The organism is Bacillus sp. FSL K6-1012, from assembly GCF_037964915.1.
Classification (GTDB): Bacteria; Bacillota; Bacilli; order Bacillales; family Bacillaceae; genus Bacillus; species Bacillus halotolerans.
The window spans coordinates 775,376-799,343 of the sequence record NZ_CP150175.1 but is presented as its reverse complement, the minus strand read 5'-3'; the positions used below and the strand labels follow the sequence as shown (position 1 = coordinate 799,343).

The 23,968-nt window shown below is 50.0% G+C and carries 20 protein-coding genes; all 20 read right to left on the bottom strand.

Translation table 11 applies throughout. The features are described from left to right. Positions 1 to 81: 81 nt before the first annotated feature. The 20 genes from NSS75_RS04130 to cotJC all read right to left on the bottom strand — a co-directional run bounded on the left by NSS75_RS04130 (position 82) and on the right by cotJC (position 23,967). Positions 82 to 2,655, bottom strand: coding sequence for a hypothetical protein (locus NSS75_RS04130; RefSeq protein WP_339236094.1), 2,574 nt, complete (start codon positions 2,653 to 2,655; stop codon positions 82 to 84). 44 nt (positions 2,656 to 2,699) lie between these two features. Further along, a complete protein-coding gene (locus NSS75_RS04125) occupies positions 2,700 to 4,694 on the bottom strand; it encodes a beta-galactosidase (RefSeq protein WP_101860607.1) in 1,995 nt (664 codons plus the stop codon). Between the two features lie 5 nt (positions 4,695 to 4,699). Further along, positions 4,700 to 5,353 carry a rhamnogalacturonan acetylesterase gene (locus tag NSS75_RS04120; RefSeq protein WP_024120506.1) on the bottom strand — a complete coding sequence of 218 codons (654 nt, stop codon included), beginning with the start codon at positions 5,351 to 5,353 and terminating at the stop codon, positions 4,700 to 4,702. Between the two features lie 3 nt (positions 5,354 to 5,356). Beyond that, on the bottom strand, positions 5,357 to 6,367 hold the full coding sequence (mgrA, locus tag NSS75_RS04115) for an L-glyceraldehyde 3-phosphate reductase (protein ID WP_216394802.1): 1,011 nt from the start codon (positions 6,365 to 6,367) through the stop codon (positions 5,357 to 5,359). 9 nt (positions 6,368 to 6,376) lie between these two features. Beyond that, complete coding sequence (locus NSS75_RS04110) at positions 6,377 to 8,215, bottom strand: rhamnogalacturonan lyase (protein WP_049809907.1); 1,839 nt, start codon at positions 8,213 to 8,215, stop codon at positions 6,377 to 6,379. A 49-nt stretch (positions 8,216 to 8,264) separates the two neighbouring features. Further along, positions 8,265 to 10,127 carry a rhamnogalacturonan lyase gene (locus NSS75_RS04105; protein WP_339236088.1) on the bottom strand — a complete coding sequence of 621 codons (1,863 nt, stop codon included), beginning with the start codon at positions 10,125 to 10,127 and terminating at the stop codon, positions 8,265 to 8,267. Between the two features lie 121 nt (positions 10,128 to 10,248). Beyond that, positions 10,249 to 10,878 (bottom strand): YesL family protein, encoded by a 630-nt coding sequence (locus tag NSS75_RS04100; RefSeq protein ID WP_254518095.1) that lies wholly within the window; start codon positions 10,876 to 10,878, stop codon positions 10,249 to 10,251. Continuing rightward, complete coding sequence (locus NSS75_RS04095) at positions 10,875 to 11,537, bottom strand: YesU family protein (protein ID WP_339236084.1); 663 nt, start codon at positions 11,535 to 11,537, stop codon at positions 10,875 to 10,877. Before NSS75_RS04095 ends, NSS75_RS04100 begins: the two co-directional genes overlap by 4 nt. Beyond that, on the bottom strand, positions 11,530 to 12,228 hold the full coding sequence (locus tag NSS75_RS04090; protein ID WP_095714378.1) for a rhamnogalacturonan acetylesterase: 699 nt from the start codon (positions 12,226 to 12,228) through the stop codon (positions 11,530 to 11,532). The genes NSS75_RS04095 and NSS75_RS04090 overlap by 8 nt, the downstream gene beginning before the upstream one ends. Positions 12,229 to 12,241: 13 nt before the next feature. Further along, the gene (locus NSS75_RS04085) at positions 12,242 to 14,527 is read right to left on the bottom strand and encodes an AraC family transcriptional regulator (protein ID WP_339236079.1); all 2,286 of its coding nucleotides are present in this window, start codon (positions 14,525 to 14,527) and stop codon (positions 12,242 to 12,244) included. A 22-nt stretch (positions 14,528 to 14,549) separates the two neighbouring features. Beyond that, the gene (gene yesR / locus NSS75_RS04080; protein ID WP_095714376.1) at positions 14,550 to 15,584 is read right to left on the bottom strand and encodes a rhamnogalacturonyl hydrolase YesR; all 1,035 of its coding nucleotides are present in this window, start codon (positions 15,582 to 15,584) and stop codon (positions 14,550 to 14,552) included. Positions 15,585 to 15,599: 15 nt separating this feature from the next. Then, a complete protein-coding gene (locus NSS75_RS04075; protein WP_103672150.1) occupies positions 15,600 to 16,490 on the bottom strand; it encodes a carbohydrate ABC transporter permease in 891 nt (296 codons plus the stop codon). 3 nt (positions 16,491 to 16,493) lie between these two features. Then, positions 16,494 to 17,423 (bottom strand): sugar ABC transporter permease, encoded by a 930-nt coding sequence (locus tag NSS75_RS04070; RefSeq protein WP_038954162.1) that lies wholly within the window; start codon positions 17,421 to 17,423, stop codon positions 16,494 to 16,496. Continuing rightward, positions 17,420 to 18,703: an ABC transporter substrate-binding protein gene (locus NSS75_RS04065; RefSeq protein ID WP_024120496.1), complete on the bottom strand. Its 1,284-nt coding sequence runs from the start codon at positions 18,701 to 18,703 to the stop codon at positions 17,420 to 17,422. The genes NSS75_RS04070 and NSS75_RS04065 overlap by 4 nt, the downstream gene beginning before the upstream one ends. 103 nt (positions 18,704 to 18,806) lie before the next feature. Further along, positions 18,807 to 19,922, bottom strand: a complete 1,116-nt coding sequence (locus NSS75_RS04060) for a response regulator transcription factor (protein ID WP_339236074.1) — start codon at positions 19,920 to 19,922, stop codon at positions 18,807 to 18,809. Next, entirely contained in the window at positions 19,922 to 21,655 is a 1,734-nt protein-coding gene (locus tag NSS75_RS04055; RefSeq protein WP_024120494.1) for a sensor histidine kinase, read from the bottom strand. The genes NSS75_RS04060 and NSS75_RS04055 overlap by 1 nt, the downstream gene beginning before the upstream one ends. Next, positions 21,652 to 22,281 carry a YesL family protein gene (locus tag NSS75_RS04050; RefSeq protein WP_081638248.1) on the bottom strand — a complete coding sequence of 210 codons (630 nt, stop codon included), beginning with the start codon at positions 22,279 to 22,281 and terminating at the stop codon, positions 21,652 to 21,654. Before NSS75_RS04050 ends, NSS75_RS04055 begins: the two co-directional genes overlap by 4 nt. 114 nt (positions 22,282 to 22,395) lie before the next feature. After that, positions 22,396 to 22,659, bottom strand: coding sequence for a YesK-like family protein (locus NSS75_RS04045; protein WP_049809906.1), 264 nt, complete (start codon positions 22,657 to 22,659; stop codon positions 22,396 to 22,398). Positions 22,660 to 22,728: 69 nt separating this feature from the next. After that, positions 22,729 to 23,274: a GNAT family N-acetyltransferase gene (locus tag NSS75_RS04040; RefSeq protein WP_024120491.1), complete on the bottom strand. Its 546-nt coding sequence runs from the start codon at positions 23,272 to 23,274 to the stop codon at positions 22,729 to 22,731. A gap of 123 nt (positions 23,275 to 23,397) precedes the next feature. Further along, positions 23,398 to 23,967, bottom strand: coding sequence for a spore coat protein CotJC (gene cotJC, locus NSS75_RS04035; protein WP_024120490.1), 570 nt, complete (start codon positions 23,965 to 23,967; stop codon positions 23,398 to 23,400). Position 23,968: the final 1 nt, after the last annotated feature.

The following is a 23,968-nucleotide window of genomic DNA, read 5'->3' as shown; positions in this document are numbered from 1 at the left end:
TGCCACCCCTAATATAAAGCGCTTACATAAATTCTTGCAATCTTCATTTTTTGCATCATTTCTCCTATGAATTGACGGCTGTTATCCTTTTTTGCCGGATGTATCTTTTTTTGCGGGGAGGTATTCACCAATTAATTCAAGTGCCGCAATGACATTTAAACACCATTGGGAGACAGTGTTTGTCGTTACCCACGGAAGCTCTTCAAGCTGAGTCCACGTCTCGATTTGCGCGGGGTTGATCGGAAGCGGCGTATGGCTCAGTTTATGGTCGAGCAAAAGATTCCACGCTTTTTCGGCGAGGTTATGGTCTTGTTTTTTTCTCGCAGCATAGGCTGTCATACCAGCCGCAAACATCGGCCAGTGAAAATGCCCGTCATGGAGCGCCCCTCCGCTTTTTTTGCGTTTTTCTTCATCACTGAATGTGTAAAACTCGCCGAATTCACTCAGCATTTCCTCCCATTCACGGTCATCGAGAAGCTCAGCCAGCTCCATCCACACTTGCGGCGCGCCAAACGCAATGATCATATGATAGCCGCCCGCGATGCCGTCTCCCATGTGATGAAGCATAGATGTCGCCGGATTATATTCAAACGTCGGACCTGATAATAAGCGAAGTGGCAGGCGTTTCAGGCAGCTGATGCCAGTTTGGATTTTCCTGAGATATTCAGGATTCTCAGTCCGCTCCCATTCCGCTATCCAGTTCGAGCAAAACGCCGCCCAGTCCGGCCCCGTTCTGACGTGAGTCGGGTGTTCTCCTTTCTCGTAGAAGGCACGCATCGGATCGGTGTTCACTAGGGCGGCATCGGCGTCCTTCACTTCTGTCAAAAGATCTCCCGTGCGCTCATCCCCCGTCAGATAATAGTAGAATTTATAAAGGCCGGCCATGCTGATTCTCGCTTCCTTGCAGCCGCATCCCCAGTGCACCACGTTATGCCGGGAGCCAAGCCCCGCATATTCTCCGAGATGAAAACAGTCGGTTTCACTTGTATGGCGGGTCATTGCTTCTGCCATTCGGAACAGATCTTCTCTGCCGGAGCGGAAAAACGCCTGCCACAGCCACAAGGTCGGAACGAGCTCATTATTTTGCCACGCGTATCCGCCGAGATCATACCGCCACATATGCCGGACCGGGTCATACGTATGCATGACGTCCCCATAGTTCCAGAACCCGTACCATCTGCGCTGCTCCACTTCTTTTTGATAAAACAAGAAGGCGGCGTCCAGCTGTTCTTCCAGCTCTTTTTTGACCGGATCGGCCGTATCAATTACACTCCAAACGCCAAGCGCTTTTGACTCGTAATAAACGTCCGGCTCACAAATAAGCAATGGCGGTGCCTGCCATTTGTCCGCTAACGCATTCAGCACGTCATCAGACGGCATCTGAGAAAAGCATGACAGGCTGATGTCGTTTGTGTTGGCAATGCCTGTCGGATCAGAGCGCATCTCATCAAACCCTTCGTACGCGCTGACGACATGGGTGTTCCCTGTATAATGCCTGAAATCCATTGCTTCCGCGTCTGGCGGCCAGAGCCAGACGGTCAAGTTCGGTTGATCACCGGCAAGACCTGTTATCTCAAGTGACGACGGATATTTTTCAAAAAAATACCGCAGACCGAGCGCTAAGCCTCCATTTTCGCCGCCCGCATAGCAAAGCCCTTTCGCCCGCGTACCATGCAGCATGTCAACCCACGAATATTCCTTGCCGGTCCGTTTTGCCAGTCGGTAATGATCGCTGGAGTCCTGAACGAGTTTCATATCATTCCAAACTGCGTTCTGTACGCCGTGTGCGAACCAATCCTTGTGCTCTTCACTTGGAGAAATCGGTTCCCCGTTGATGTGCCGCTGATAAAGAGGATGCCGTTCATTCCATTTGCGGGTGCCAAACAGCTGGGCGGGTTCTTTATAAACGCCTTTGTCCCCCGCAAAACGGAAATGGCGGTTGTACGGCTCTCCCTGTAAAAAGAGGTCAAACTGCATGCCAAGCCCTTTGATGAACTCTCGTTTGAAATTCCTGTCGATCAGCTGAGTGTGCATGATATTCATCTCTGAAAGCCCGGCATAAAACGTCAATCTGATAATGAAGGGCAGCCATTCTTCATTTGTCTTTTGGAGTACATGAACCCCCTCAATCTTGATGACAGCTTTTACAGGACCTCTCTGTTCAATGACCGCACGTTTGATAAGACTGACCGATGTTTCATGAAAAAAAACCTTTTCTGCCGCCATCTCCTTTCTCGTTTCCTTTATTGCGGTCAGCCGCCCGCCTGCGGCGATCGGCTTTCCGTTGATCACCAGAGATTGAATGATGTCGGAGCCCGTTTTATTCACAGTGCAGACAAGCGCCCCGGTATCCACTTGGATTGCATCCTTTGACTCGTGGATCATGAGCTTTTTCGCTGGCGGCTGGGTCTCTTCTTTTTGCAGGGTAAAGCCTGTATCGGTTTGTTGACTGAACACAGCCGCATGCTTCGTCCATTTGATGCTCCCGTCCGGCCAATAGGCCGACGGATCGCTTTGCACATAGCGGCTTTCACCCTTTGCATTTACAAGCGCCAGACAGTCTCCCTTTTTCAATTCTCCTCTTTTCCAAGGCACACCCCACGTTACGCCGCTTGTCAGCTTAGGCTGTTCTGATAGCCATTTGATCTTTTTCATCGGTTCTCTCCTTCCATATAAAAAAGCTGATTCAATGCAAAGAATCAGCTGCGATTATCAAACTGAATCACACGGTATTCGTGTTGGCCGACTGACAGTCTCCCCGCTCCGACTGAACGGTTTGCCAAAAGGTCGGTCCCCTCTTCCGGAAGCGTCACACTCCCGCCTTTTCCATTCATATTAACGATAACCCATACAAGGCCGTTTTCTCCTTTTCTCGGGGCAACAATCGTACCGGGGGTGACATCGGACCTGACAGAAACGGCTGCTTCCCCCGCATAGTGCCTGACGAGTGCTTCCAGCATTGCATTCCCTTTTTCGCCTGATGGAAGCGAGCCGAGCATGACCATTTTCCCTTCGCCGTGCTCTCGTTCTGACAGAAATGCATGGCCGGCACCTGGCCCGGATTCAACTGTGCCGAGAGTGTTTCCGCTCTCTATATCAAACACCGCGCTCCACAGCCCGAGCGGCGCCGTCATGCCAAACGCTTTTCCTGTATTGGCATCCTCGTTCATCGGGAACGTGAACAGTGTTTTGATTCCGGCTGTTTTCTCCAGTTCTCCAAGGCCATAATCGGTATGAACCGTATGCTCGCCCGTACGCCCTCCCGTCAGCGGCCCGGCAATCCATATGCCGCCCGCTTCAGCAAATGCGGAAGCTTTTTTGATAAAAGCAGAAGACAGATAAGGCACAAAAGGCGTAAACAGCACACGATAGCCCTCCAGCGGAAAGCCTTCCGGAACGAGATCACGATGAATACCCGTGTTGAGGATGCGCTCGTAAAAGTGTGTGATAAGCGTTCGATGTTGGAGCCCCCGGTGAGGTTCTGTTTTCAGAAACGCTTTCGCCCTGTCGGAATAGGTCATTGCAACCTCAGCCTGAACGGGCACAGTAGAAAGAATGATCGGTTCGATTTCCTTTCTTGCCCGCTCAACCGCCAAAACGTTTTGATAACCAATCGCCGGCTCTCCCCAGGCACTAAGGACGGAACCGTGTGAAATCTCGCTGCCTGAACGCTGCTGGCGCCACAGCCAGTAGCAAAATCCCTCGCTCCCCAAGGCGTAAGAAGACACGGCTTCAGCTTGTAAATATCCATCGGCGTGCGGCATGGCACAGCTTTCGAGCGAGGCTGCATATGACGGGCTTGTTTCCAGAATCCAGAACGGGCGGTCTTTTTTGAAATGCCTCCAAATATCACAATTTAATAAAAATGCAGATGCATTTTCTTGGGAAGCGTACGTATCATAGGAAGCAAAATCGAGATTCTGAAACATCCGTTCATTGTCTGTGCTGAACATGACCGAGCCGTTATGAGTGATTGGCGCATCTGAATAACAGCGGATGATTTTCGCTTGTTCATCCGCAAATTGAGCGATCATCTCCATCGAAAACAGCTGATACATCGTGCGCAATGAAGCGTGATGCAAAAACGGGGCCGGACCCGGCTGCGGCACCTGCTCAAAGGTTTGATAGGTTTCACTCCACACATCGGTTCCCCACGCTTCATTTAACCGTTCAATCACACCGTAACGGTTTCTAAGCCAGTCATGCCATAAGCTTAAGCACGTCTCACACATGCATTCAGCCACATGGCATTTAAATTCATTATCGAGCTGCCAGCCGATCAGCCCCGGCAAGTGTCCCAGCTCTTTGGCGATGCTTGTGGTGATGATGGCGGCTCTTTTTCGGAAATACGGGTTATTTGTACAAGCATGCTGACGGGAGCCGTGTCCCATCACCTCTCTTTTTTCGTTGGTGTGCATTCGCTCAGGCCGGCCGTGCGACAGCCAAATAGGCGGTGTCGGTGTCGGTGTGCACATGATTGTTTCGATGCCGTTTTCATACATCCGGCTGATCATTTCCTTAAAAAAGCTCACGTCAATTTTTCCTTCTTCCGGCTCGATCACAGACCAGGCGAACTCACCAATTCGCACGACATTGATGCCGACCTCCCGCATCCTGTCAATGTCCTGCTGAATCGTCTTTTCATCCCATAGTTCCGGATAATAGCAAGCGCCGTGATATAATTTTCTCCCCAAGTCCTTCACCCTTCTTTGACGATAGATTCTGTTAGTGGCAGGCCCAGCTCTTTCATGCCTTTCGCTACGAGTTTTGCCATTTCATTTGCGCCTTTTTTTGTAAAGTGCGTGTAATCGTCAATCCCTTCTGAAACCATAAAATAGGTGTATACTTTTTCTTCGCCCTTCTCAGTAAAGAAAGCGAGACTTTTTTCCATTAGATCAATGAGCTGGACATTCTCCTCAGCGGCTGTCTGCTTCATGGCAATGCAATAATCAGGAAAGTCGTTCAAAAACACGCCGTTTTCATAATGAAAGCGGGCTACTGGGGTAATGAGAAGCGGATGCGCGCCTTTTTCTCTAGCGCCTGCGATATACTGCTTTAAATATTGTTTATAGGTGGTATAGGGCTCGGTGTAGCGCTCCGGCTTATTTTTCGACGCGTCATTATGGCCCATCTGCACAAACAGCCAATCATCCGGCTCAATCACATCAAGGATCGCCTGAAGCCTGCCTTCCTCCACAAAGGTTTTTGAGCTTCTGCCGCCGATCGCTTTATTGATCACCTGAATATGCTCCGGCAGATGCGAACCGAGAAACTGCCCCCAGCCCCCTTGATTTGTACTTTCTCCATACGTTTGGACAGTCGAATCACCAGCAAGATAAATATGATGTGCCATGTCTCATTCCCCCTCGTTTTTTTCACTTAATATAAACTCAATGGCAAAAAGCTCCTCGTTTGAAAAGTCCGCTGATTGCAAGGCTTGAACGTTTTCCTCTATTTGTTGCGCCCGGCTTGCTCCAATTAAAACGGAGGTCATCCGGGCATCCTTCAAAAGCCATGAGAGCGCCATTTGCGGGAGCGATTGTCCCCGTTCTTTCGCAATATTATTCAGCCTTTGCGCCTTACTGACCGCCCTTTCGGTTATGTGCTCCGTCTGCAGGAATGGACTGTTCGCATCCTTTGCTCTTGAGGTTTCCGGGATGCCTGAAACGTACTTTGTCGTGAGAAGCCCTTGAGCGAGCGGCGCAAACGCGATGCAGCCGGCTCCCTTTTTGTCCAGCACATCAAGCAGCCCTTTTTCCGGATCTCGGTGAAACATCGAATATCGCGTCTGATGGATGGCGAGCCGGACTCCGAGCTGTTGTAAAAGATCGGCGGCGCGCTCTGTCTCTTCAGGGCTGTAGTTTGACAGTCCGACATACAAAGCTTTTCCTTGACGCACAAAGCCCGCCAGCGTCTCCATCGTTTCCTCAAGCGGCGTTTCAGGATCAGGACGGTGCGAATAGAAGAGATCCACATAATCAAGCCCCAGCCGCTTTAAACTTTGATTCAAGCTGGCAGTCAAATGTTTTTTCGAGCCGCCATTGCCATACGGCCCCTTCCACATGTCATAGCCGGCTTTAGTGCTGATGACGAGTTCATCACGGTAAGGCGCAAAATCCGTTTTCAGCATGCGCCCGAACATCTCCTCAGCGGAGCCGGGCGGCGGGCCGTAATTGTTGGCCAGATCAAAATGGACGATGCCTGCATCAAATGCGGCTCTCAGCATGGACCGCGCGTTCTCCGGAGAATAGGCAGCGCCGAACTGATGCCAGAGGCCGAGAGAAATAGCGGGAAGCCTTAATCCGGTTCGCCCGGCTTTGTGATAGGTCATTTTGTCATAGCGTTCAGTCTTTGCTTCGTATCCCATACATTCCTCCTAAAGCGGCGTCTCCGCTTTGTTTCCCGCTATGTACAGAGCGGGCTTCGGCGGTTTTTTCATTCCTGTTCCGAGATAAAAGCTTGTGTGCGGCGGCTGGTTGTACGCGGTGTTCTGCCAAGCGATTCCAAGCCTGTAAACCGGATCGTGCATCAGTGTGTAAAAACGATGGCGGGTAAGGTGTGTCGTTGTATAGATACGGAGCGCACTGCTGTCTTCGGTTCTCCAAATGACCTCTTCCCGCCAGTCTCCGAACAGGTTGGCCTGAAGAACCGGGTTTCCTTTTGTCCCGTTGTTGGACAGCACACCTTCCGGCTGAAAAATCGTATTTAAACAGCGGTTTTCAGCATCCCACTTTTCAATCTTTGGTTTGCCGATCGTTCCATTCCATTCATGATCCAACAGCTCCCTGACCAAGTCCCCGTCCCACCAAATGGAGAAATTGGCGGAAGCAGGCGCTTTGTCGCTGATTTTTTCTCCTTTGCTCGTATAGAGCCCATATGACATTCCTTCATTGCCCGGCGGATCGATTCCCCAGACGAGCGATCCCTTGTACCGAGGGTCAATGTGAGCCGCCATTCCTCTGCCGACATCTGTTCCGGCATGGACGCCCCATAACACCTCGCCCGTTCCGGCATCACGCAGCGACAACCCATACGGCTTGCTTGCGTCCTCATGAACCTGAAACACTTCAAGCCCTTTGCGTGACGGATCTAGATCGCCGACGTGCATGGCGTCTCCGTGTCCGAGTTCCGTCGTGTACAGACCGGTTCCGTCATGATCAACCGCCATGGCGCCGTAAATAATTTCATCCTTTCCATCTCCATCAACATCGGCAACGCTCAAGCTGTGGTTGCCCTGTCCCGCGTATGCTTCATGCCCCGGCTGATTGGAATCAAACGTCCAGCGTTTCTTCAGCCTGCCATTCCGGAAATCATAAGCGACGAGTACTGTTCTCGTATAATAGCCCCGTGCCATCACCAGGCTCGGCCGCTCTCCATCCAAATAAGCGATTCCGGCGAGAAAACGGTCCATGCGGTTTCCGTAGCCATCTCCCCAATCCTCCAGTTTTCCCCGAGGCGGTTCATAATCGACAGTCGTGAGCGCTTCACCGGTTTCCCCTTTAAACACTGTCAAATATTCCGGACCTGACAGAATACGGCCCTGCTCATTCCTGAAATCGGCATGCGCTTCACCGATGATGTTTCCTTTGCCGTCTATTGTGCCGTCGGCTGTTTTCATAGCGATTTCTGCTTTTCCGTCACCGTCTAAGTCATAGACCATAAACTGCGTGTAATGGGCGCCTGCTCTGATATTTCTGCCGAGGTTGATCCGCCACAGAAAAGTGCCATTCAGTTTATAGGCGTCAATGAGGACGTCTCCGGTATATCCGTCGTGGGCGTTATCTTTTGAGTTGGACGGGTCCCATTTCAGGATGATTTCATATTCTCCGTCCCCATCCACATCTCCGACGCTCGCATCATTGGCGCTGTAGGTATACGGTTTTCCGTCCGGCGTCACGCCGCCTTCGGGTTTGTTAAGCGGGAGCTCGAGAACGTTTTCCCGCCAAACGGGAGCTTCTTTCGAAAGCCTTTCTTCCCGGCCTTTATAGACAGCCGCCACTTGATAGAGAGAGTCCTCCGTTCCCTTTTCATCCAGAAAATTGGTGCTATCCGAAATCGGTTTGCCAGTGATCCGATCTCCGTTCCGATAAATGTGAAAAGTAACAGTCTCATGATCGGTTCCGAGAAAACGCCAGCTCACAAATACGCCTTGCTCCGTTTTGACCGCGATTAGGCCTCTGGTCAGGTATTCCATTTGCCTCTTTTTCGGTTTCATTTTAAATGGGAACGGGCCAAGCGTGCGGCCCGTTCCTTCCCCCCTTCTGTTAAGGCGTATACATATTCGGTTTAGACTGTGCCGCCATGCCGTCTCCTAAAAAGAAGCTTGTATGCGGCGGCTGGTTATACGCGACATTTTGCCAGGCAATGCCGAGCCGGTACACAGGATCATGCATCAGCGTATACAGCCTGTGCTCGGTCGGAATTGTGGTGGTGTAGATGCGGAGCGCACTGCTGTCCTCGGTTCTCCACACAGCTTCCTCCCGCCAGTCACCGAGCAGATCAGCCTGAAGAGCCGGTGTTGCTTTTGTAGAGTTATTGGAGGCAGCACCTGATGCAGTCAGCAGGTTTTTAGAAACGCCGTTTTGATAATCCCATTTATCGATCCTGTTGCTGTCCAGCTGTTCCCGCAGCAGGTCACCGTCCCACCAGATGCCGAAATTGGTTGACGATGGCACACTGCTGCCGATTTTGGCGCCTTTCGATGTGTAAAGGGAACCGTTCGCCCAAACCTCCTGTCCCGGATAGCGCGGATCAATATCAGCGGCCATGCCCCGGCCTACATCCTTGCCGGCGTGAACACCCCAAATGATTTTTCCTGTTGCGGCATCCCGGAAAGATAAGCCGTATTGCGCGTTTTTGTCCTCATGAACCTGAAATACTTCAAGCCCCGGACGGCTCGGATCAAGATCTCCGGCATGCAGCGCGTCTCCGTGGCCTAAGCCTGTCGAGTACATGCCTTTGCCGTCATGGTCAACAGCTATTGAGCCGAAGATGATTTCATCCTTACCGTCTCCGTCCACATCTGCAATGCTTAAGTTGTGATTGCCTTGTCCGGCGAAAGCTTGATTACCCGACTTAGAGGAATCCAGCGTCCAGAGCTTTGACAGTTTTCCGTCTCTGAAGTTATACGCAACAAGCATGGTTTTGGCGTAATAGCCTCTAGTCATAATCAGGCTCGGACGCTGTCCGTCGAGATACGCAATGCCCGCAAGAAAACGATCGACCCGGTTGCCGTAGCTGTCACCCCAATCTGATACATTGCCCCGTGCCGGTTCAAAGTTTGAAGTGACAAGCTCTTTTCCCGTTTCACCTTGAAAGACAGTCAGGTACTCAGGACCAGAAAGCACACGCCCCTGCTCATTTCTGTAATCGGCATTCGCATTTCCGATCACTTTTCCCTTGCCGTCTTTTGTTCCGTCAGCGGTCTTCATCGCCACTTCCGCTTTTCCGTCACCATCCAGGTCATACACCATAAACTGAGTGTAGTGTGCGCCCGCTCTGATGTTTTTGCCGAGACCAATTCGCCATAATCTTGTTCCGTCCAGCTTATACGCATCAATAAACACTTCACCCGTATAGCCGTCCTGTGAATTGTCCTTTGAATTGGACGGATCCCATTTGAGGATCAGCTCATACTGCCCATCGCCATCCACATCGCCCGTACTGGCATCATTGGCACTGTAGGTATAGGCTTCGCCCTTTGGTGTCGTGCCGCCAGCCGGTTTATCAAGCGGAACGGAATGATACGGCTGTGCCCATACAGAGGCTTTTTCAGAAGCGGCCTGCTCGGTTCCGTTTACAACAGCCCGAATGAAATACGTTGAGCCCGCTGTTCCGTTTTTATCGATATAATTCGTGGATTTGACAGGCGAAGCATTCAGCTTTTGTCCGTCTCTGTACACATTAAACGTCACAGATGCGTTTTCTGTCCCAAGAAACCGCCAGCTGACAAAAATGCCGCCATCCGTTTTGACTGCCACAAGGCCCCGGTTCAGCGCTTCCATCTGCCGCGCCGCTCCTTCTGCTTTGACAGGAAACACAGAAGCCCCCAGCATCAACAACACCAACAATGTGAGTGTGGTAAACATGCTTTTTCTTCGTCTAATCATCAGACAGCTCCTTATCATTTGTCTGTAAGCGCTTACTTAAATTGGATTTTATGCGCTTGAGGAGCTGTCTTCAATGTCACTTTTTTGCATAAACGTTTTTGATTGGCTGCACTTTTTTGCCCGTTTGTCATTTTTTTGTTTATCCGGCCTGATGGCGGTGCTGCGCCTCTGTTTTTTGAAACCCTCTGAAAGCAAAAAACATCGACACGAGCCCAAATAAACTTGGGCCGTAAAATGGGATCAGGCCTGGAAGCGTATACAGCAAATAAAGCACAAATCCGCAGCCGATCAGCATGCAGCCGGTGGTCAGCGGCCGCATGGCGCCAAACAGCAGCGCTTGCGGAATATATTGGCGAAGCGGAAGCTCGTAATGCACATAAAGAGGAAACACATACATGAGCGCGACGGTGTACAAAAGCCCCGCCAAGAGGGTGCAGCTCGTCACGGTAAAGGACAGCCAATCCGCACTTGCCGAAAAATAATAATAATTAGCCGACAAAATAAGCAAAAGGGCAAAAAACGCAAGTCCAATCGCATTGACCTTCAGAAACTCTTTTTTGTAGGTATCCAGAAATAACGCAAATACCGGGACATCTTTTTGTCCCATCAGCCATTTCCGTATGACGGCACACATCGCGGCTGTGCTCGGCGCCCACCCGAAAAGAACGCCGCCCAAAAGTGTAAACAACAGCCACAGCCCGTTCAGCCACGCGATTTTCACAACCGCTTCACAGCCTGCATAAAGCGCATCCGTCACAGTCGTCTTCATCTTCTCACCGCTTGGTGCACAGACAAATCACGATAAGCGGCTTTCATCGGCGCCATTTGCCTCAGCCCGATTTTTCCTTTTGTTAACACAGGTCCGAATGTGCTTCCGTCATCCTGCCACTCCAGAATGGGCAGATCATTGATCGAAAAATGCACATACCCTTTATCCTTAATAAGCTTCATATGATACGGGGAATCAGCGTCGTCCGGAGAAGGCAGCGGATCAGCTCCCATTGCAGCGAGGTGGAAACCGCGGCTTTTTCTTATATTGCAGGTGCGGAACGCTCTTTCCTCCGGGTATTTTCTGCGGAAATACGACAGATGGAGCGCATTGATGTCTCCGGAATGGTATTCGGGGTACTTTCCTGTTCTTTTCTTGAGTCGCGGGTCAAATAAGTCCTCGCCTCCGATGCCGGCAGCCGCGAAAAACAGCATACACAGCCCCGGCTGTTCAATCGGGTAAAAATCCCACTTCACAATGAGGCCGTCGGGAAATGTTTCCGGGCACCAATAAACAAAGTGCGCTTCGTCCTGTACATGTGACAGGTGCATACGGTGATCTTCGAATGAAACCTGCCCGCCTCCCTCCATCCGCCAGTCCTTCACATCGCTTGCTGAACGGAGCGGATTGCGGTACAGGCATGCGCCTTCTTTATACATGTTCTTTCCCCTCCCGGCTCACGAGATGGTCCTTCAGCGGAAAGCCGATTTCTTCGATGCCTTCAGCAACGAGCTTCGCAACCTCCATGGCCCCTTCTTCTGAAAAATGCGTATTATCCTCAATGCCATCTGGATAATTAGGATGTTCATTCGGCTGAAGCCATACGAACAAACGCTTTGACTCCTCCGGTCCGTATGCTTCATAAAGCGCCTTCGTTTTCGTTAACAAATCAATGACCGGCACATCAAGCTCCTTCGCTAACGCTTTCATCGCATCCGGATACTCACCGAGCGTGTGCTCAATCCTTCCGTTTTCATCAAAGCGGCGGCGCTGCACCGATGTAACGAACACAGGCTGTGCTCCTTTTTCTCGTGCTGTTTCCGCAAACAAAGTGAGAAATTGCTGATACGTCGAGTACGGCTTCGTCCCCCGCGGTTTCTGGTCATTGTGGCCGAATTGGATAAACAAATAATCGCCTTGTGCTATGCACTCAGCAATCGCCTGAAGCCTTCCTTCCTCCACAAAAGAGTTGGTGCTCGCTCCCCCTTTGGCGTGATTGCGCACTTTCACCTGTTCAGTGAACAATTGACCGAAAACCTGCCCCCAGCCTGCCATCGGCGCTTCATGCGGCGGGCAGTCGCTTACGGTGGAATCCCCTGCTAAAAACACCTGAATCGGTTTTTCCATCACATGTCCTCTCCTTTCACGGCGTTTCCTGATACATTTGCCTGAAAACTCCCGGCGGCATGCCGACCTGCTTTTTAAAAATCCGGTTGAAATAATTGTGGCGATAGCCGACTTCTTCTGACACATCATGAATTTTTTTATTCGTATTTACCAGCAGTTCTTTTGCTTTTTCAATTCTGATACGGGTCACATAATCAATAAAATTAACGCCCGTCACTTGTTTAAAGGCCTTGCTCAAGGTGTAAGAATTCATGCCCAGCGCATCCGCACAGCTTTCAAGAGAAAGATCCGCCATATACTGCTCATGAATCATCGCAATCACACGTTCTGCCACCTGTTTTTGCTGTCTGTTTTTCCTGCCTTCAAGCTTGGCGAGGTACGGGGTGACAACCGCATCCATCAGCCAGGCAGCCGCCTGGACAGGCTCATGCAGCTCGGATATTTCCCGAAGCATATCCCTGTTGCCAAACAGCTCGCTCGGATGAAGGCCGGAATGCAGAATATCCTCCTGGATGCGGGAGAACAGCTGAATCAGCGCAGAATGCACTTGTCTGTCGCTGACCGCCTTTTCGGCCAGTTCATCCATACATAAGCGAATCAGCTCTTCTGCTTCCTCTTTTCTTTCCAGCCGAATGGCCTGAACGATTTGCTTTTCAAGTTCAAAAGGATAGCAGGGTGCGGATGGCTCAGCCTGAAAAACATCATCCTGCAAATCTATGATCTGTTGGCAATTGGCAAAACACCTGCGGGACTTGCCGCTTTTCACATCCTTAAACAGAGATGGGATATCCATAATACGGGCCGATTGCCTGCTCATTGTTCCGGTCAGGTTTAGTCCCGTGACAGCACCAAATATGCGGGCCAGCTCTGAAACATATCCCCTCAGATCCGAGCCGCTCGTTTTCATCACAAGCACGGTGACGGAAAGGCGGCCAATATCAAGAATTGAAGGTTGAAAACGGCGGTTTGCCGCAAGTTCCTCATGTAAATTGGTCAGTGTAAACACAGCAAGCTGTTCATCATCGGCATAGAACATGCTCTTATCACCACGAAGCCCTGTCACCTGAAGATCAAGCACGTGAAATACGTGTTCCCCGATGTCCCAGCCCGCATCCTCCATCCGCGATCTGAGACTGTCCTCTGTGTCATAGTAAAAATCACCTTGGAGAAGGTGCTGCAAAAAACTCTTTTTCATATGCGGCGTCTGCCGGAGCAGCTGCTCTTGAAGCTTTCGGCTCTCTAGGGAAAGATCATGCCATCTCTTTTCTATCCACTTAAATTCGTCCTGGCCTGACGCCTGCCATGTTTTCCTCTCTCCTCCCGTAAACAGTCCGAGCAGATGCTGAATCGGGCGATAGATTTTCTTTGAAGCGTACCACGTCATGCACACAGCCAAGCCGATACAAATGACAAGCATCACAATAATCACCTTTGATAAAAACACCATCGGCGCTGTAATGGCTGAAAGAGGCGCTGCAGAAACAAAGGTCCACTTCTGATGCATTCGCTTCATTTCTCCATAGGAGACGGAATACACCGTGCCGTCCCAATCCATCTGAAAATGGCCTTTCTTGTGAGGCTGTTTTTTCACCTCATTCATTAAAGCATTTTCAAAATCCTTTTCTCCTCTATGGAAAAGCACCTCTCGCTTTTGATCCAGAAGAAGCGCGCTGCCTTCAGGGTAAGGAGACAAACTTTGCAGGAGCGCCTCCATTTCTTTCGGATCTACCGTCAGCATGATCGCGCCAAACGGTTTCTCAGCCGCACCCGGAATGAGCTGAATCAGCGCGGCGTCTTTTCCCGATCGGCTCCAATAAATACTCCGATCGGAGTCGAGAAGCGAGCGGTATTTGCGAAGCATATCCTGTTCTGTCAGTGCGCTGTATTCGGGGCTCAGCACAAGAGGCCGGGGGCTGTTCAGGAAGATAGAAGCCTGCTGAATCAGCGGCTGCTGGTCCCGCAATAGAAACAGCTTTTTCGTTAATTGATAGGAGAATGTAAAGTCTTTCTCCAAATCCTTCTCGGCCAACCCGTTCATCAGCGAGGAATCGTATGCCATTTGGGCAAGCGTCAGCTCAAGGTCTTCCAGCTTCTCATCCATCCGGCTGACTTCACGCGCCACTTGTGTTTCATGCGACTTTTGCAGCTCTTTCTCCACCTTATCGATAGACAAAAAGTAGATGGCCCCGCCTGTCAGCAGTCCGGGAATACAGGCAATCAGCAAAATGAAAACAAAGTTTCTTTTGAAATACGTTCCCTTCCAGTGTGAAACCCGTTCTTTCTGTTGAGGCTGTTTTTTCATCCCTTTCCCCCCGCCTCCGTCTTTACTGATATACGCGTTTTTTCGTTCTCAGCACATCAGCGAGAAATGTGAGTGCAAGTCCCTGACCCCAGCCTTGTATTCGTTTGTAAGGCACTTGTTTGTATCCTTCCGCATTTTTCATGACGGCTGTGCCCGCGGATACTTTGCTGACACGTCCGTCCTCTTCCACCGCATCCAAAATGGCGGCAAGTGATTTCTGCGCGTATTTTGTATAGAGCTTCCCGCTCGACAGCAAAGCAGAGGCAATGCCCGCCGATGCGGAAACCTCCAAATACGAATCCGGATCATCCAAAATGGTATGCCACAGCCCTGAATCGTCCTGCAGCCGGACAAGCGCGCTCAGCTGGTCTCTGAGCGATCCGTCAATGATCATAAAAGAAGGATGCGTCACCTCAATGAGCGGGAGCGCTTTTGCCATCGTGAGCGCAGCCCAGCCATTCGCCCGCCCCCAATAAATCCCCGACAGGTGGTTTTGCGCTTTGTTGTCCCAGGCATGGTAATACAGATTGGTTACGGGGTCCTGCAGCACGTCCTCATGTCCATGAAACTGGCGCAGGCCGTCCTCGAAGTAATCCTCACGCTCCATCACACGGCCGATTCTCAGCATAAACAGCCCCGCCATCATCAGCGTGTCCGCCCACGCCTGCTCAGGAAACACATAATCCGCCGAGTTCACCGTATGCTGAAGAATACCTTCTCCAAAGCGCGGCGCATGATGAAGCACATATTCCGCCATCTCGCCAGCCGTTTCCAAATAGACGTGATCTCCCGTCACCTGATGCAGAAACAAAAGCGTATGGCCGATTGATACACCGTTGATCGACAGCGGCGGCAGCCCATCCTCAAGCTGTTCATCCACCCACGTTTTTAACAGTTTGATATACTCCTCGTTTTCCGTCGCTTCATACGCCTCCGCCACGCCGTAAAATGCGACGCCGCCTGGCCAATCCCACGAAAAATCCATTTGAAATGTCCGTTTCACGATTCGGTCAATCACGGATGTGACCTTTTCTTCATCAAAGATAAGCTGTGCCATCTGCAACACTCCTTTTTATTTTAATCCGGTCGTACTGATGCCCTGAACGATATATTTTTGAAACAGAAAGAATACGAGAATCACAGGCAGCAAAGAGACGGCCGACATGGCAAACATCGCGCCCCAGTTCGAAGCGGATTCCGTATCGAGGAAAAGCTTCAGCGCAAGTGAAACAGGATAAAGCTCCGGCTTATTCAAATATAAGAGCGGCTGAATCAGCTCCTCCCACTTCCAATAGAAAGAAAAAATCGCAGACGTCGCAAGCGCCGGTGCAATGAGCGGCAGAATGATCCGCCAAAAACAGGCAAAGCGTCCGCACCCGTCGATTCTCGCTGCTTCATCCAGCTCCTCAGGGATCGTCCGGATAAACTGGATCATCAGAAAGATAAAAAACGCATGCCCGAAAAATTGCGGAACAACAATCGGTTTAAATGAATTCAGCCAGTCTAATTTCGCAAACATAATGTACTGCGGAATCATCAGCACTTCATGCGGCAGCATTAACGTCCCCATCATACAGGCGAACCAAAATGCTTTTCCTTTAAACGGGATGCGCGCGAAGCCGTAGGCAATGACAGCCGATGACAGGACGGCTCCGATTGTAGACAGCCCGACAATGATCGCCGAGTTTTTAATAAAGGTCAAAAACGGCTGACCCGCAATGCCCTTCCACCCTTCAGCATAGTTGCTGAGAATAAAAGGATCCGGAATGAGAGAATGAGAGGTTGTGAAAATACTGGAGCTTTCTTTAAAAGAACTGACAAACAGCCAAATGACGGGATACAGCAATAACACCGCCAGTGACGCCGTAAAAACATGGAACAGAATGCGTTTTGGCCTGATGCGCCCGGCTTTTTTCCCTTCAAACACCGGGGCTTGCCTGACAGGCTGGTTGACCGGCTCCATCCGTTATTCCTCCTTTGATTCGTAGTGAACCCAATATGATGATGTTTTAAATAAAATCAGCGTAATCAGCCCGACAATGATCAGCATGATCCACGCCATCGCCGAGGCGTAGCCCATTTGAAAATAGTTAAACGCCCGCTGGAACAAATAGAGTGAATACAATAGCGTCCCGTCAAGCGGACCGCCCTCGCCTTTTGAGATGATATAGGCTGGGGTAAAGGTCATAAAAGCAGAAATCGTCTGCATGACCAGGTTAAAGAAAATAATCGGCGTCAGCATCGGAAGCGTGATCCTAAAGAAGCGCTGCACGCGGTTTGCGCCGTCCACGCTGGCCGCCTCCAAGTACGATGCCGGAATGTTTTTCAGCCCGGCCAGAAAAATCAGCATGGATGACCCAAACTGCCAGACGGACAGCAGAATCAGCGTCCATAACGCGCTTGTCGGGTCTTGGTACCAGAGAATTTTTTGATCGATCCCGACAAAAAACAGCAGCGCATTGATGACCCCGTCATTGCCGAAAATATTGCGCCACATAATGGCAACAGCCACACTTCCGCCGATGATAGAAGGCAGATAAAACAGCGTCCTGTAGATAGCCGTCCCCTTTGCCGCATTGTTTAAAATGACGGCAATAAAAAGCGCGAAGCCGAGGCGGAGCGGAACCCCGGCAAGCACATACGTGAAAGTGACCTTCAGCGACTGCCAATACTTTTCGTCACCCGTAAACATTTCCTTATAGTTATCGAGCCCGATCCATTTCGGCGCCGTAAACAGGTCGTAGCTTGTAAAGGACAGAAACAGGGACGCGCCCATCGGAATCACCGTAAAACAGAAGAAGCCGATAATAAACGGAGAAATAAAAGCATATCCCGCCAGATTGTCTTTTCTCATACTCCGGCTTATTTTCATTCTGTCAGCCCCATTTCCCGTCAATTATTCCTCTCTAAAATGTCATTGGCCTGCTTCCGGAACGTTTTGGCGGCTTTTTCCGGCGATACCTTCTGATACAGAATCTGATCAGATGTATCCTTCAGCAGCTTAATAACCTCCGCGCTTCCCACCGGCTCCGGCGGATCGGCTTTGCTGATATTTTTCGACGCGGCTTCCACATATTCCACAATGTTGGCCTCTTCCTCATTCAGCTCCGGTTTAATCGCATCTGCCACCTTGTCGGATACCGGAACGCCCCGCTCGCCTTTAATCAGCTGGTTCGCTTCTTCATTATTCACGAAGAAATCAATAAACTTCGCGGCCTCTTTTTTATGCTCTGAGCTTTTCGGAATAGAAAACAGCATACTCGGCTTCAGCGTCAGCGCTTTGTCCTTCATTTGCTGCGGCGGCAGATAGAGAGAAAGCGGTGAGTCTGTCAGCCGGGCAAAGCCTAAATATTGATTCGAGTAGTTCCATGTAATGGCTGATTTGCCTTTGACAATAAAGTCATCTTCCATCCCCTTAATTTGGGCGCTTTCGTCCGGTGTTGGCGATGTTTTTGCTTTGACCAGTCTCAGCTGCCGCTCAAAATAGTCAACAAACAGCTTGTCATCCTGATACGCAAGGCCCGTGCCGTCCTCTTTATAAAAACGCTCACCCTTTGTGCGCAAATAATACGGGAAGAAAATATCAGGCGGGTGCATTCCGTTAGATCCGTATACGCCGGCTTTTTCCTGCAGCTCATACGCCAGCTTCTCATAATCCTTCCACGTCCAGTTTTCCTGATGAATTGAAACACCGGCTTTCTTCAGCAGATCATCATTGGCAATCACAGAAAGCACGTTGACCCCAAGTGTAAATCCGTAAAGCTTTTCGTCAATTTTTCCGCCGGACAGCATATTTTCATCGATTGAACTGACATCAATTGTTCCGTCCTTCATATATGGCGTTAAATCCTCAAGCTGATTTTTCTTTCCGTATTGCGCCAAATATGCCGTATCCATTTGAATGACATCAGGCAGCTGGCCCGCGGCAGACATTGGCGCAAGCTTCTTCCAATAGTCATCCCAGTTCGCAAATTCTGCTTCAATATGGACGTGCGGATTCTTTTTCTCATATAATTCAATGACCTTTGTTGTATAGTCATGCCGCGGCTGTCCGCCCCACCATGCGATTCTGAGCGTAATGTCTTCCTTTTTCCCTGATGCTTCTTCACCCGCAGAACATCCGCTGAAAAACAAGACGCACACAAGTGACAGCAGCACGTAATAAACCTTCTTCACATCAATCCCCCCTTTAATGTAAGTGCTTACATTTTATTTTAAAGGGTTGTGACGGGGCGAAACACTCAAAAAACAGTGGCAAAAGTTAAAAAAACAGAGATGGCTACCCTGCGGAAGCGCCTCCCTGTTTTCTTCTGAATTCTGACGGTGTCAGACCGGTATATTTTTTAAAGACGAGACTGAAATACTTCGGATTATCACCGAATCCGATTTCTTCCGCGATTTCTGATACACTCACATCCCGCCTCAGCTTCATCTGCTTCATCGCATGCTCAAGACGCACCCGCGTAACATATTGGGAAAACTTTTCACCTGTCTCCTGCTTAAAGATTTTCCCCAAATAATCAGGATTCATAAACAGCATATCTTTTGCTGCCCATTTCAGAGAGAGATTCGGATTGCCAAGCTCGTCGGCGACAAGCCTGGTGATTTTAGAAATCAAATCACTCCGCTTTTGGTCACCGGCCGTTTCAGTTGCTTCCCGGAACAGCTGTCCTGCGTCCTGCAGCTCCCCCGTCCGGCTGATGATCACTCGGCAGCCTGCAAAGCCGTCCGCCGCCTTTTTCTCCAGATCAGGCGTGACCTCCTCCACGGCAAACACCGCACGTCCTCCGCTGCAGCAAAAAGCTGTCAGCGCGGAACCAAACGCCTCTCTGGCGGCAGAATCTTCAGGCTGAGTGTTCTGCGCGATGATAAGGCGAATCTTCTTTCCTGCAAGCGAAGGCGGCGGAGACAGATGGGTAACACCGGCAATCAAACCTTCCAGGTATTGATCAGCCGCAAAGGAACGGATATGATTCAGCTCATGTTTCAGGTGGGCGGCTTTCTTTTTCCGTACATCATGCAGCTTCAGCTCGGCGATGATTTCCTCTAATGAACGGATAATCTGCTGCTCATTACAGGGCTTCAGCAAATAATGCCTTATCCCGTATTTCATCGCTTCCTTCGCGTACTCAAACTCCCCAAAACCAGACAGGACGATAAATTGCACGGACGGGCAGACGGCTGACACCTTTTTGATCAGCTCAAGCCCATCCATACCGGGCATTTTTACATCAGTGACGACGATATGCGGCTGCTTGTTTACGATCTTCTCATACGCTTCAATTCCGTTCTGCGCTTTGCCGACTAAAGAAGCGCCAAGCGTCTCCCACTCAATGATCCCTGCCATTCCGTCAAGAATGATCCTCTCATCATCAGCAAGCAGTATTTTGTACATCACACCACCTCATTTCGGCACGGTATTGTCAGCAAAATCGCCGTTCCCTTCCCTTTTTCACTTTGAATGCGTAAGCCATACGGCTCCCCGAACATCAGTCGGATGCGTTCATGAATATTCCAGAGCCCGATCCCTCTTCCGCCCGTTTTTTCAAGAATACGTTCGTCCATGCCGGGCCCGTTATCTTCGACAGTAATACAGACGCAGTCCTCCGTTTTTTTCGCTTGAAGGCGGATGGCGCATGGCCGAGTAAAAGGCTCAAGCGCGTATTGAATTGCATTCTCCGCCAGCGGCTGGAGTGTCAGCTTCGGAATTCGGCAATGCTTCACCTCATCGGCGATGTCCAGTGTGAAGTTCAAGCGCTCCTCAAACCGGAACCGCTGAATCGTCATATAGTGAAGCACAATATCCGCCTCCTCCTGAAGGGTCACTGTATCTTCTTTGATGTGAATGCTGTTTCGCAGGAGAAAACCGAGCGATTCCACCATTTGAGAAATTTGCTTCTGCTGATTCGCTTTCGCCAGCCAATTGATGGACTCAAGCGTGTTATACAAAAAATGCGGGTTGATCTGGGCTTGCAGCGCCTTCAACTCTGTTTCTTTAATAATAAGCTGCTTTTCCACATTTTCTTCCATCAGCTCATTGATCCGCTTCATCATCACGGTAAAATGGCGGTTCAGCGTTCCGGCCTCATCTTGTGTATGTTCCGGCAATGACAGCGACACGCCCGCCTCAATCCCGCCGTGCTGCACCGATTTCATTGCGGATACAAGCTGCTCGATCGGCTCTGTGATGCTGTTGGCAATCTTCCGCCCGAAAAGCAAAACCACACTGAAAAACAAAAGAAAACACGTACCGATCACCGTTTTCATAAAGGAAATTTTCGCGAACATCTGATCAAAGGGGATGACATTGTAGTAGCTCCAGTTTTGATAGGATGATTGAAGGAAAGAAATAAAATAACGTTTGCCATTCTTTTTTACCAAGTCATAACCAGGATGCCGCAGCGTCTGCTTTGTCATCTCAGGCGTAAGCACCGATGCATGTGCCGAATACACCAGATTGCCGTCCTTGTCTGCGATCATCATGTCTCCGACCGAATCGCCCCAATCCTTCGGCAAGTCACGAATCATCTGTTTCACATTCACTTGAATCAGCACCATTCCCAAGCCATTTAAACTCAGCTGATGAAACGATCTGATTTGCCGCGCTGAAATCAGTACAGGATCTGAACTGCCTAGGGTCATCCAAAGATTTCTGCCTTTTTGCGCTTTCGCCCGTTCAAATACCTCTTCCTGCTGCTGCTTCATAAGGTCCGATGAACTGCTTCCGGCGGAATACTCTGAGCCGCGGGCATCAATCAAATGAATCGAATCAATGTACTTTTCATCGCCGGCATATTGCGCAAGCTGATCCCACAGCTCCTGCTTCATTTGATACTGGTCATACGTATCATCACGGTTTTGCATGCTGAGAATGCGCTGAATTTGTTCATCGGTAATGATTTCATATGATACATCTTCAATTTTCTTCAGCTCGTCTTCAATCCGTTCAGAAGACATCCGCAGCACTTCCGAGGATTTGCGGTAAATCTGCTCATCATAGACATGAAAAGCGTACTGCACCCCGCTGTATACAAACAGAAAGGACACGGCCATGATCAATGACAGAAACACAAACAGCTTATCCTTAATCTTCATTCGCCTGTACCAGCCCGCGACTCTTCCTTTCATGCCGCCTTTTCTTTCTCCTGACGCTGATCTATTGACATAAATGCTGTAAAGGACAGCTTCGTTAACAACAAGCTCAGCGCGCTGCCGCTGAAAAACAGCAAAAACGTCACATGAAACAGCACTAGAAACAACATTCCGACCGCACCCGCTGCCATCATCAGTGTCACCAATGGCCGGCTGAAAGCAATCAAAAAGCTGATGCTCAGCACCTGTCTGAGCTTTACATCAAAATGAGAAAAGACCGGAAACACATATAACAGCACAAACACGAAAATCAATCCGATGCTCATAAACACATTCACCAGCACAGGCTGATTCATCTGAGCGGCAATCCGTATATCCGCAAACAAAAACAAGCCGGCCGTCACAAGAATGAGCCCCAACAGCTGAGCTGCACCCCACTCCTTCTTAAACGTCCGGATAAACACAGAAAACACCGGGACATCCGTGTTCCCCTTCGCCCACTCTCTCGCCACTGAAAACATCGCGGCCGTAGCAGGCATCAACCCAAACACGACGAGCCCGGCAAGAGAAAACAAGATCCACAGCACATTTACATAAGCCAGTCTCATCACCCATGTACAAAAACGATTCAGCCCATTTGTCAGGCTATGTATCATCGACATCACCTTCCTACTACAGAAAACGCTTTCATTGCAAAGTAATATGTATTTCTCCACTCGAAAGAAAATTCCTGCCGCCCCGTAAAAAATTCGACATCTTTTGAGACGGCACATGTCTTACCTTCTCCTGATTTGCCTTTTCAACAGCCGGAACACTGTCTCGATCAAGTACCCGGCAAACGCTCCGACTATCACATGAATCCCAAGCATGCCCAGCGCCATGCCATCCCAGCCGCCGACAAAAAAGATGCTGCACCAAATTGTGATCACACCGAGAACAAGCAGCCCACCCAGTATCCATTCCGGCCATTTATTTTGCGGCATCCTCAACCGCAGAAAAATGGAGACACAAGCGGAAATACAAGCCGTCGCAATGGCCATCACATAAAAAAGATCATCCGCCCTTTCCTCCCTTTTCAAAAAGGCAAAAAAGCCCCCTAAAAAGGACGCTTATTCTGACTTGTTCAGTTCTTTCTCAAACAAATGAAACCCCGAGGCATCTGATCCCTTGAATTCATATCCCATTCTCCGGTAGAAGGAATGCAAGGCGTCGTTATCAGCAACACAATCAAGACGGATCCGCTGTTTCCCCGGATACTCAACACCCGTCTCCGTCCATGTGAGAATCTCGGCCCCAAGCCCATTCCCCGCAAACCGGCGGCTGACCGCCAGACGATGCAAATAAATGGACTCTTCGTGCCCCTCGTCTCCCCAAAGCGTTCTGTCCCACTCGCTCGGCTCAGGCAGAAGCATCACTACACCGGCCAGCTCTTGATCTTTCTGGAACACAAACACATGTCCGCTTTCAATTGAGCCAACAATATCATGTGAGTCATGCCCCTCCAGCAGCCCGCTCCATTGGTCAGAGCCCTGGTCCCGCAGCCATTCAGCCGTACGGACGAGCAGTCCCGTTATTTGCTCTGCATCCTCACGATCTGCCAGGCCGGCGTAAAAATCATTTGCGACAGTTTCTTTCGTAATCTTAAAAGATGTCATAAAGGCCCCCCGATCAAAACTAAACTTACATGCATACCTTCATTATAATGCAAGCAAACGACAAAAAAACAGAATATTTTGTCTGTATGTAAAAGGACGCATGAAGGGAGCCCTCGCTGCCTGTTAAAAGAGTTTCTTCTTATCCCGTTCTTCTTTTAAAATCTCAACCGCTTCCCTGAAGCGCATAGAATGCACAATTTCACGTTCACGCAAAAACCGCAGAGAATCGTTCAAATCAGGATCATCCGAAATATCAATCAGCCACTGATACGTCGCACGCGCTTTTTCTTCTGCTGCGATATCTTCATACAAATCCGCAATCGGATCGCCTTTCGCCTGAATATAGCTTGCCGTAAAAGGCACCCCCGCCGCATTGTGATAAAAAAGCGCGCCGTCATGATTCGCGTAATGATCGCCAAGCCCGGCTTCTCGCAGCTGCTCCGGCGTCGCATCTTTCGTCAGCTTATACACCATCGTCGCAATCATTTCCAGATGAGCAAACTCCTCCGTGCCGATATCTGTTAAAAGGCCGATGACCTTATCAGGAATGGTATAACGCTGGTTCAAATACCGGAGAGCCGCGGCCAGCTCGCCGTCCGCTCCGCCATATTGCTCAATCAAATACTTTGCCAGCGTCGGATTGCACGTGCTGACCTTGACGGGATATTGCAGCTTCTTTTCATACACCCACATT

What these genes read in the sequence shown, in the direction of transcription:
- cotJC (WP_024120490.1), bottom strand. Translation starts at nt 23,967, where the DNA reads ATGTGGGTGTATGAAAAGAAGCTGCAATATCCCGTCAAGGTCAGCACG.
- NSS75_RS04100 (WP_254518095.1), bottom strand. Translation starts at nt 10,878, where the DNA reads ATGAAGACGACTGTGACGGATGCGCTTTATGCAGGCTGTGAAGCGGTT.
- NSS75_RS04075 (WP_103672150.1), bottom strand. Translation starts at nt 16,490, where the DNA reads ATGGAGCCGGTCAACCAGCCTGTCAGGCAAGCCCCGGTGTTTGAAGGG.
- NSS75_RS04130 (WP_339236094.1), bottom strand. Translation starts at nt 2,655, where the DNA reads ATGAAAAAGATCAAATGGCTATCAGAACAGCCTAAGCTGACAAGCGGC.
- NSS75_RS04060 (WP_339236074.1), bottom strand. Translation starts at nt 19,922, where the DNA reads ATGTACAAAATACTGCTTGCTGATGATGAGAGGATCATTCTTGACGGA.
- NSS75_RS04050 (WP_081638248.1), bottom strand. Translation starts at nt 22,281, where the DNA reads ATGTCGATGATACATAGCCTGACAAATGGGCTGAATCGTTTTTGTACA.
- NSS75_RS04120 (WP_024120506.1), bottom strand. Translation starts at nt 5,353, where the DNA reads ATGGCACATCATATTTATCTTGCTGGTGATTCGACTGTCCAAACGTAT.
- NSS75_RS04085 (WP_339236079.1), bottom strand. Translation starts at nt 14,527, where the DNA reads ATGAAAAAACAGCCTCAACAGAAAGAACGGGTTTCACACTGGAAGGGA.
- NSS75_RS04055 (WP_024120494.1), bottom strand. Translation starts at nt 21,655, where the DNA reads ATGAAAGGAAGAGTCGCGGGCTGGTACAGGCGAATGAAGATTAAGGAT.
- NSS75_RS04110 (WP_049809907.1), bottom strand. Translation starts at nt 8,215, where the DNA reads ATGAAACCGAAAAAGAGGCAAATGGAATACCTGACCAGAGGCCTAATC.
- NSS75_RS04105 (WP_339236088.1), bottom strand. Translation starts at nt 10,127, where the DNA reads ATGATAAGGAGCTGTCTGATGATTAGACGAAGAAAAAGCATGTTTACC.
- NSS75_RS04095 (WP_339236084.1), bottom strand. Translation starts at nt 11,537, where the DNA reads ATGTATAAAGAAGGCGCATGCCTGTACCGCAATCCGCTCCGTTCAGCA.
- NSS75_RS04040 (WP_024120491.1), bottom strand. Translation starts at nt 23,274, where the DNA reads ATGACATCTTTTAAGATTACGAAAGAAACTGTCGCAAATGATTTTTAC.
- yesR (WP_095714376.1), bottom strand. Translation starts at nt 15,584, where the DNA reads ATGGCACAGCTTATCTTTGATGAAGAAAAGGTCACATCCGTGATTGAC.
- NSS75_RS04045 (WP_049809906.1), bottom strand. Translation starts at nt 22,659, where the DNA reads ATGGCCATTGCGACGGCTTGTATTTCCGCTTGTGTCTCCATTTTTCTG.
- mgrA (WP_216394802.1), bottom strand. Translation starts at nt 6,367, where the DNA reads ATGGGATACGAAGCAAAGACTGAACGCTATGACAAAATGACCTATCAC.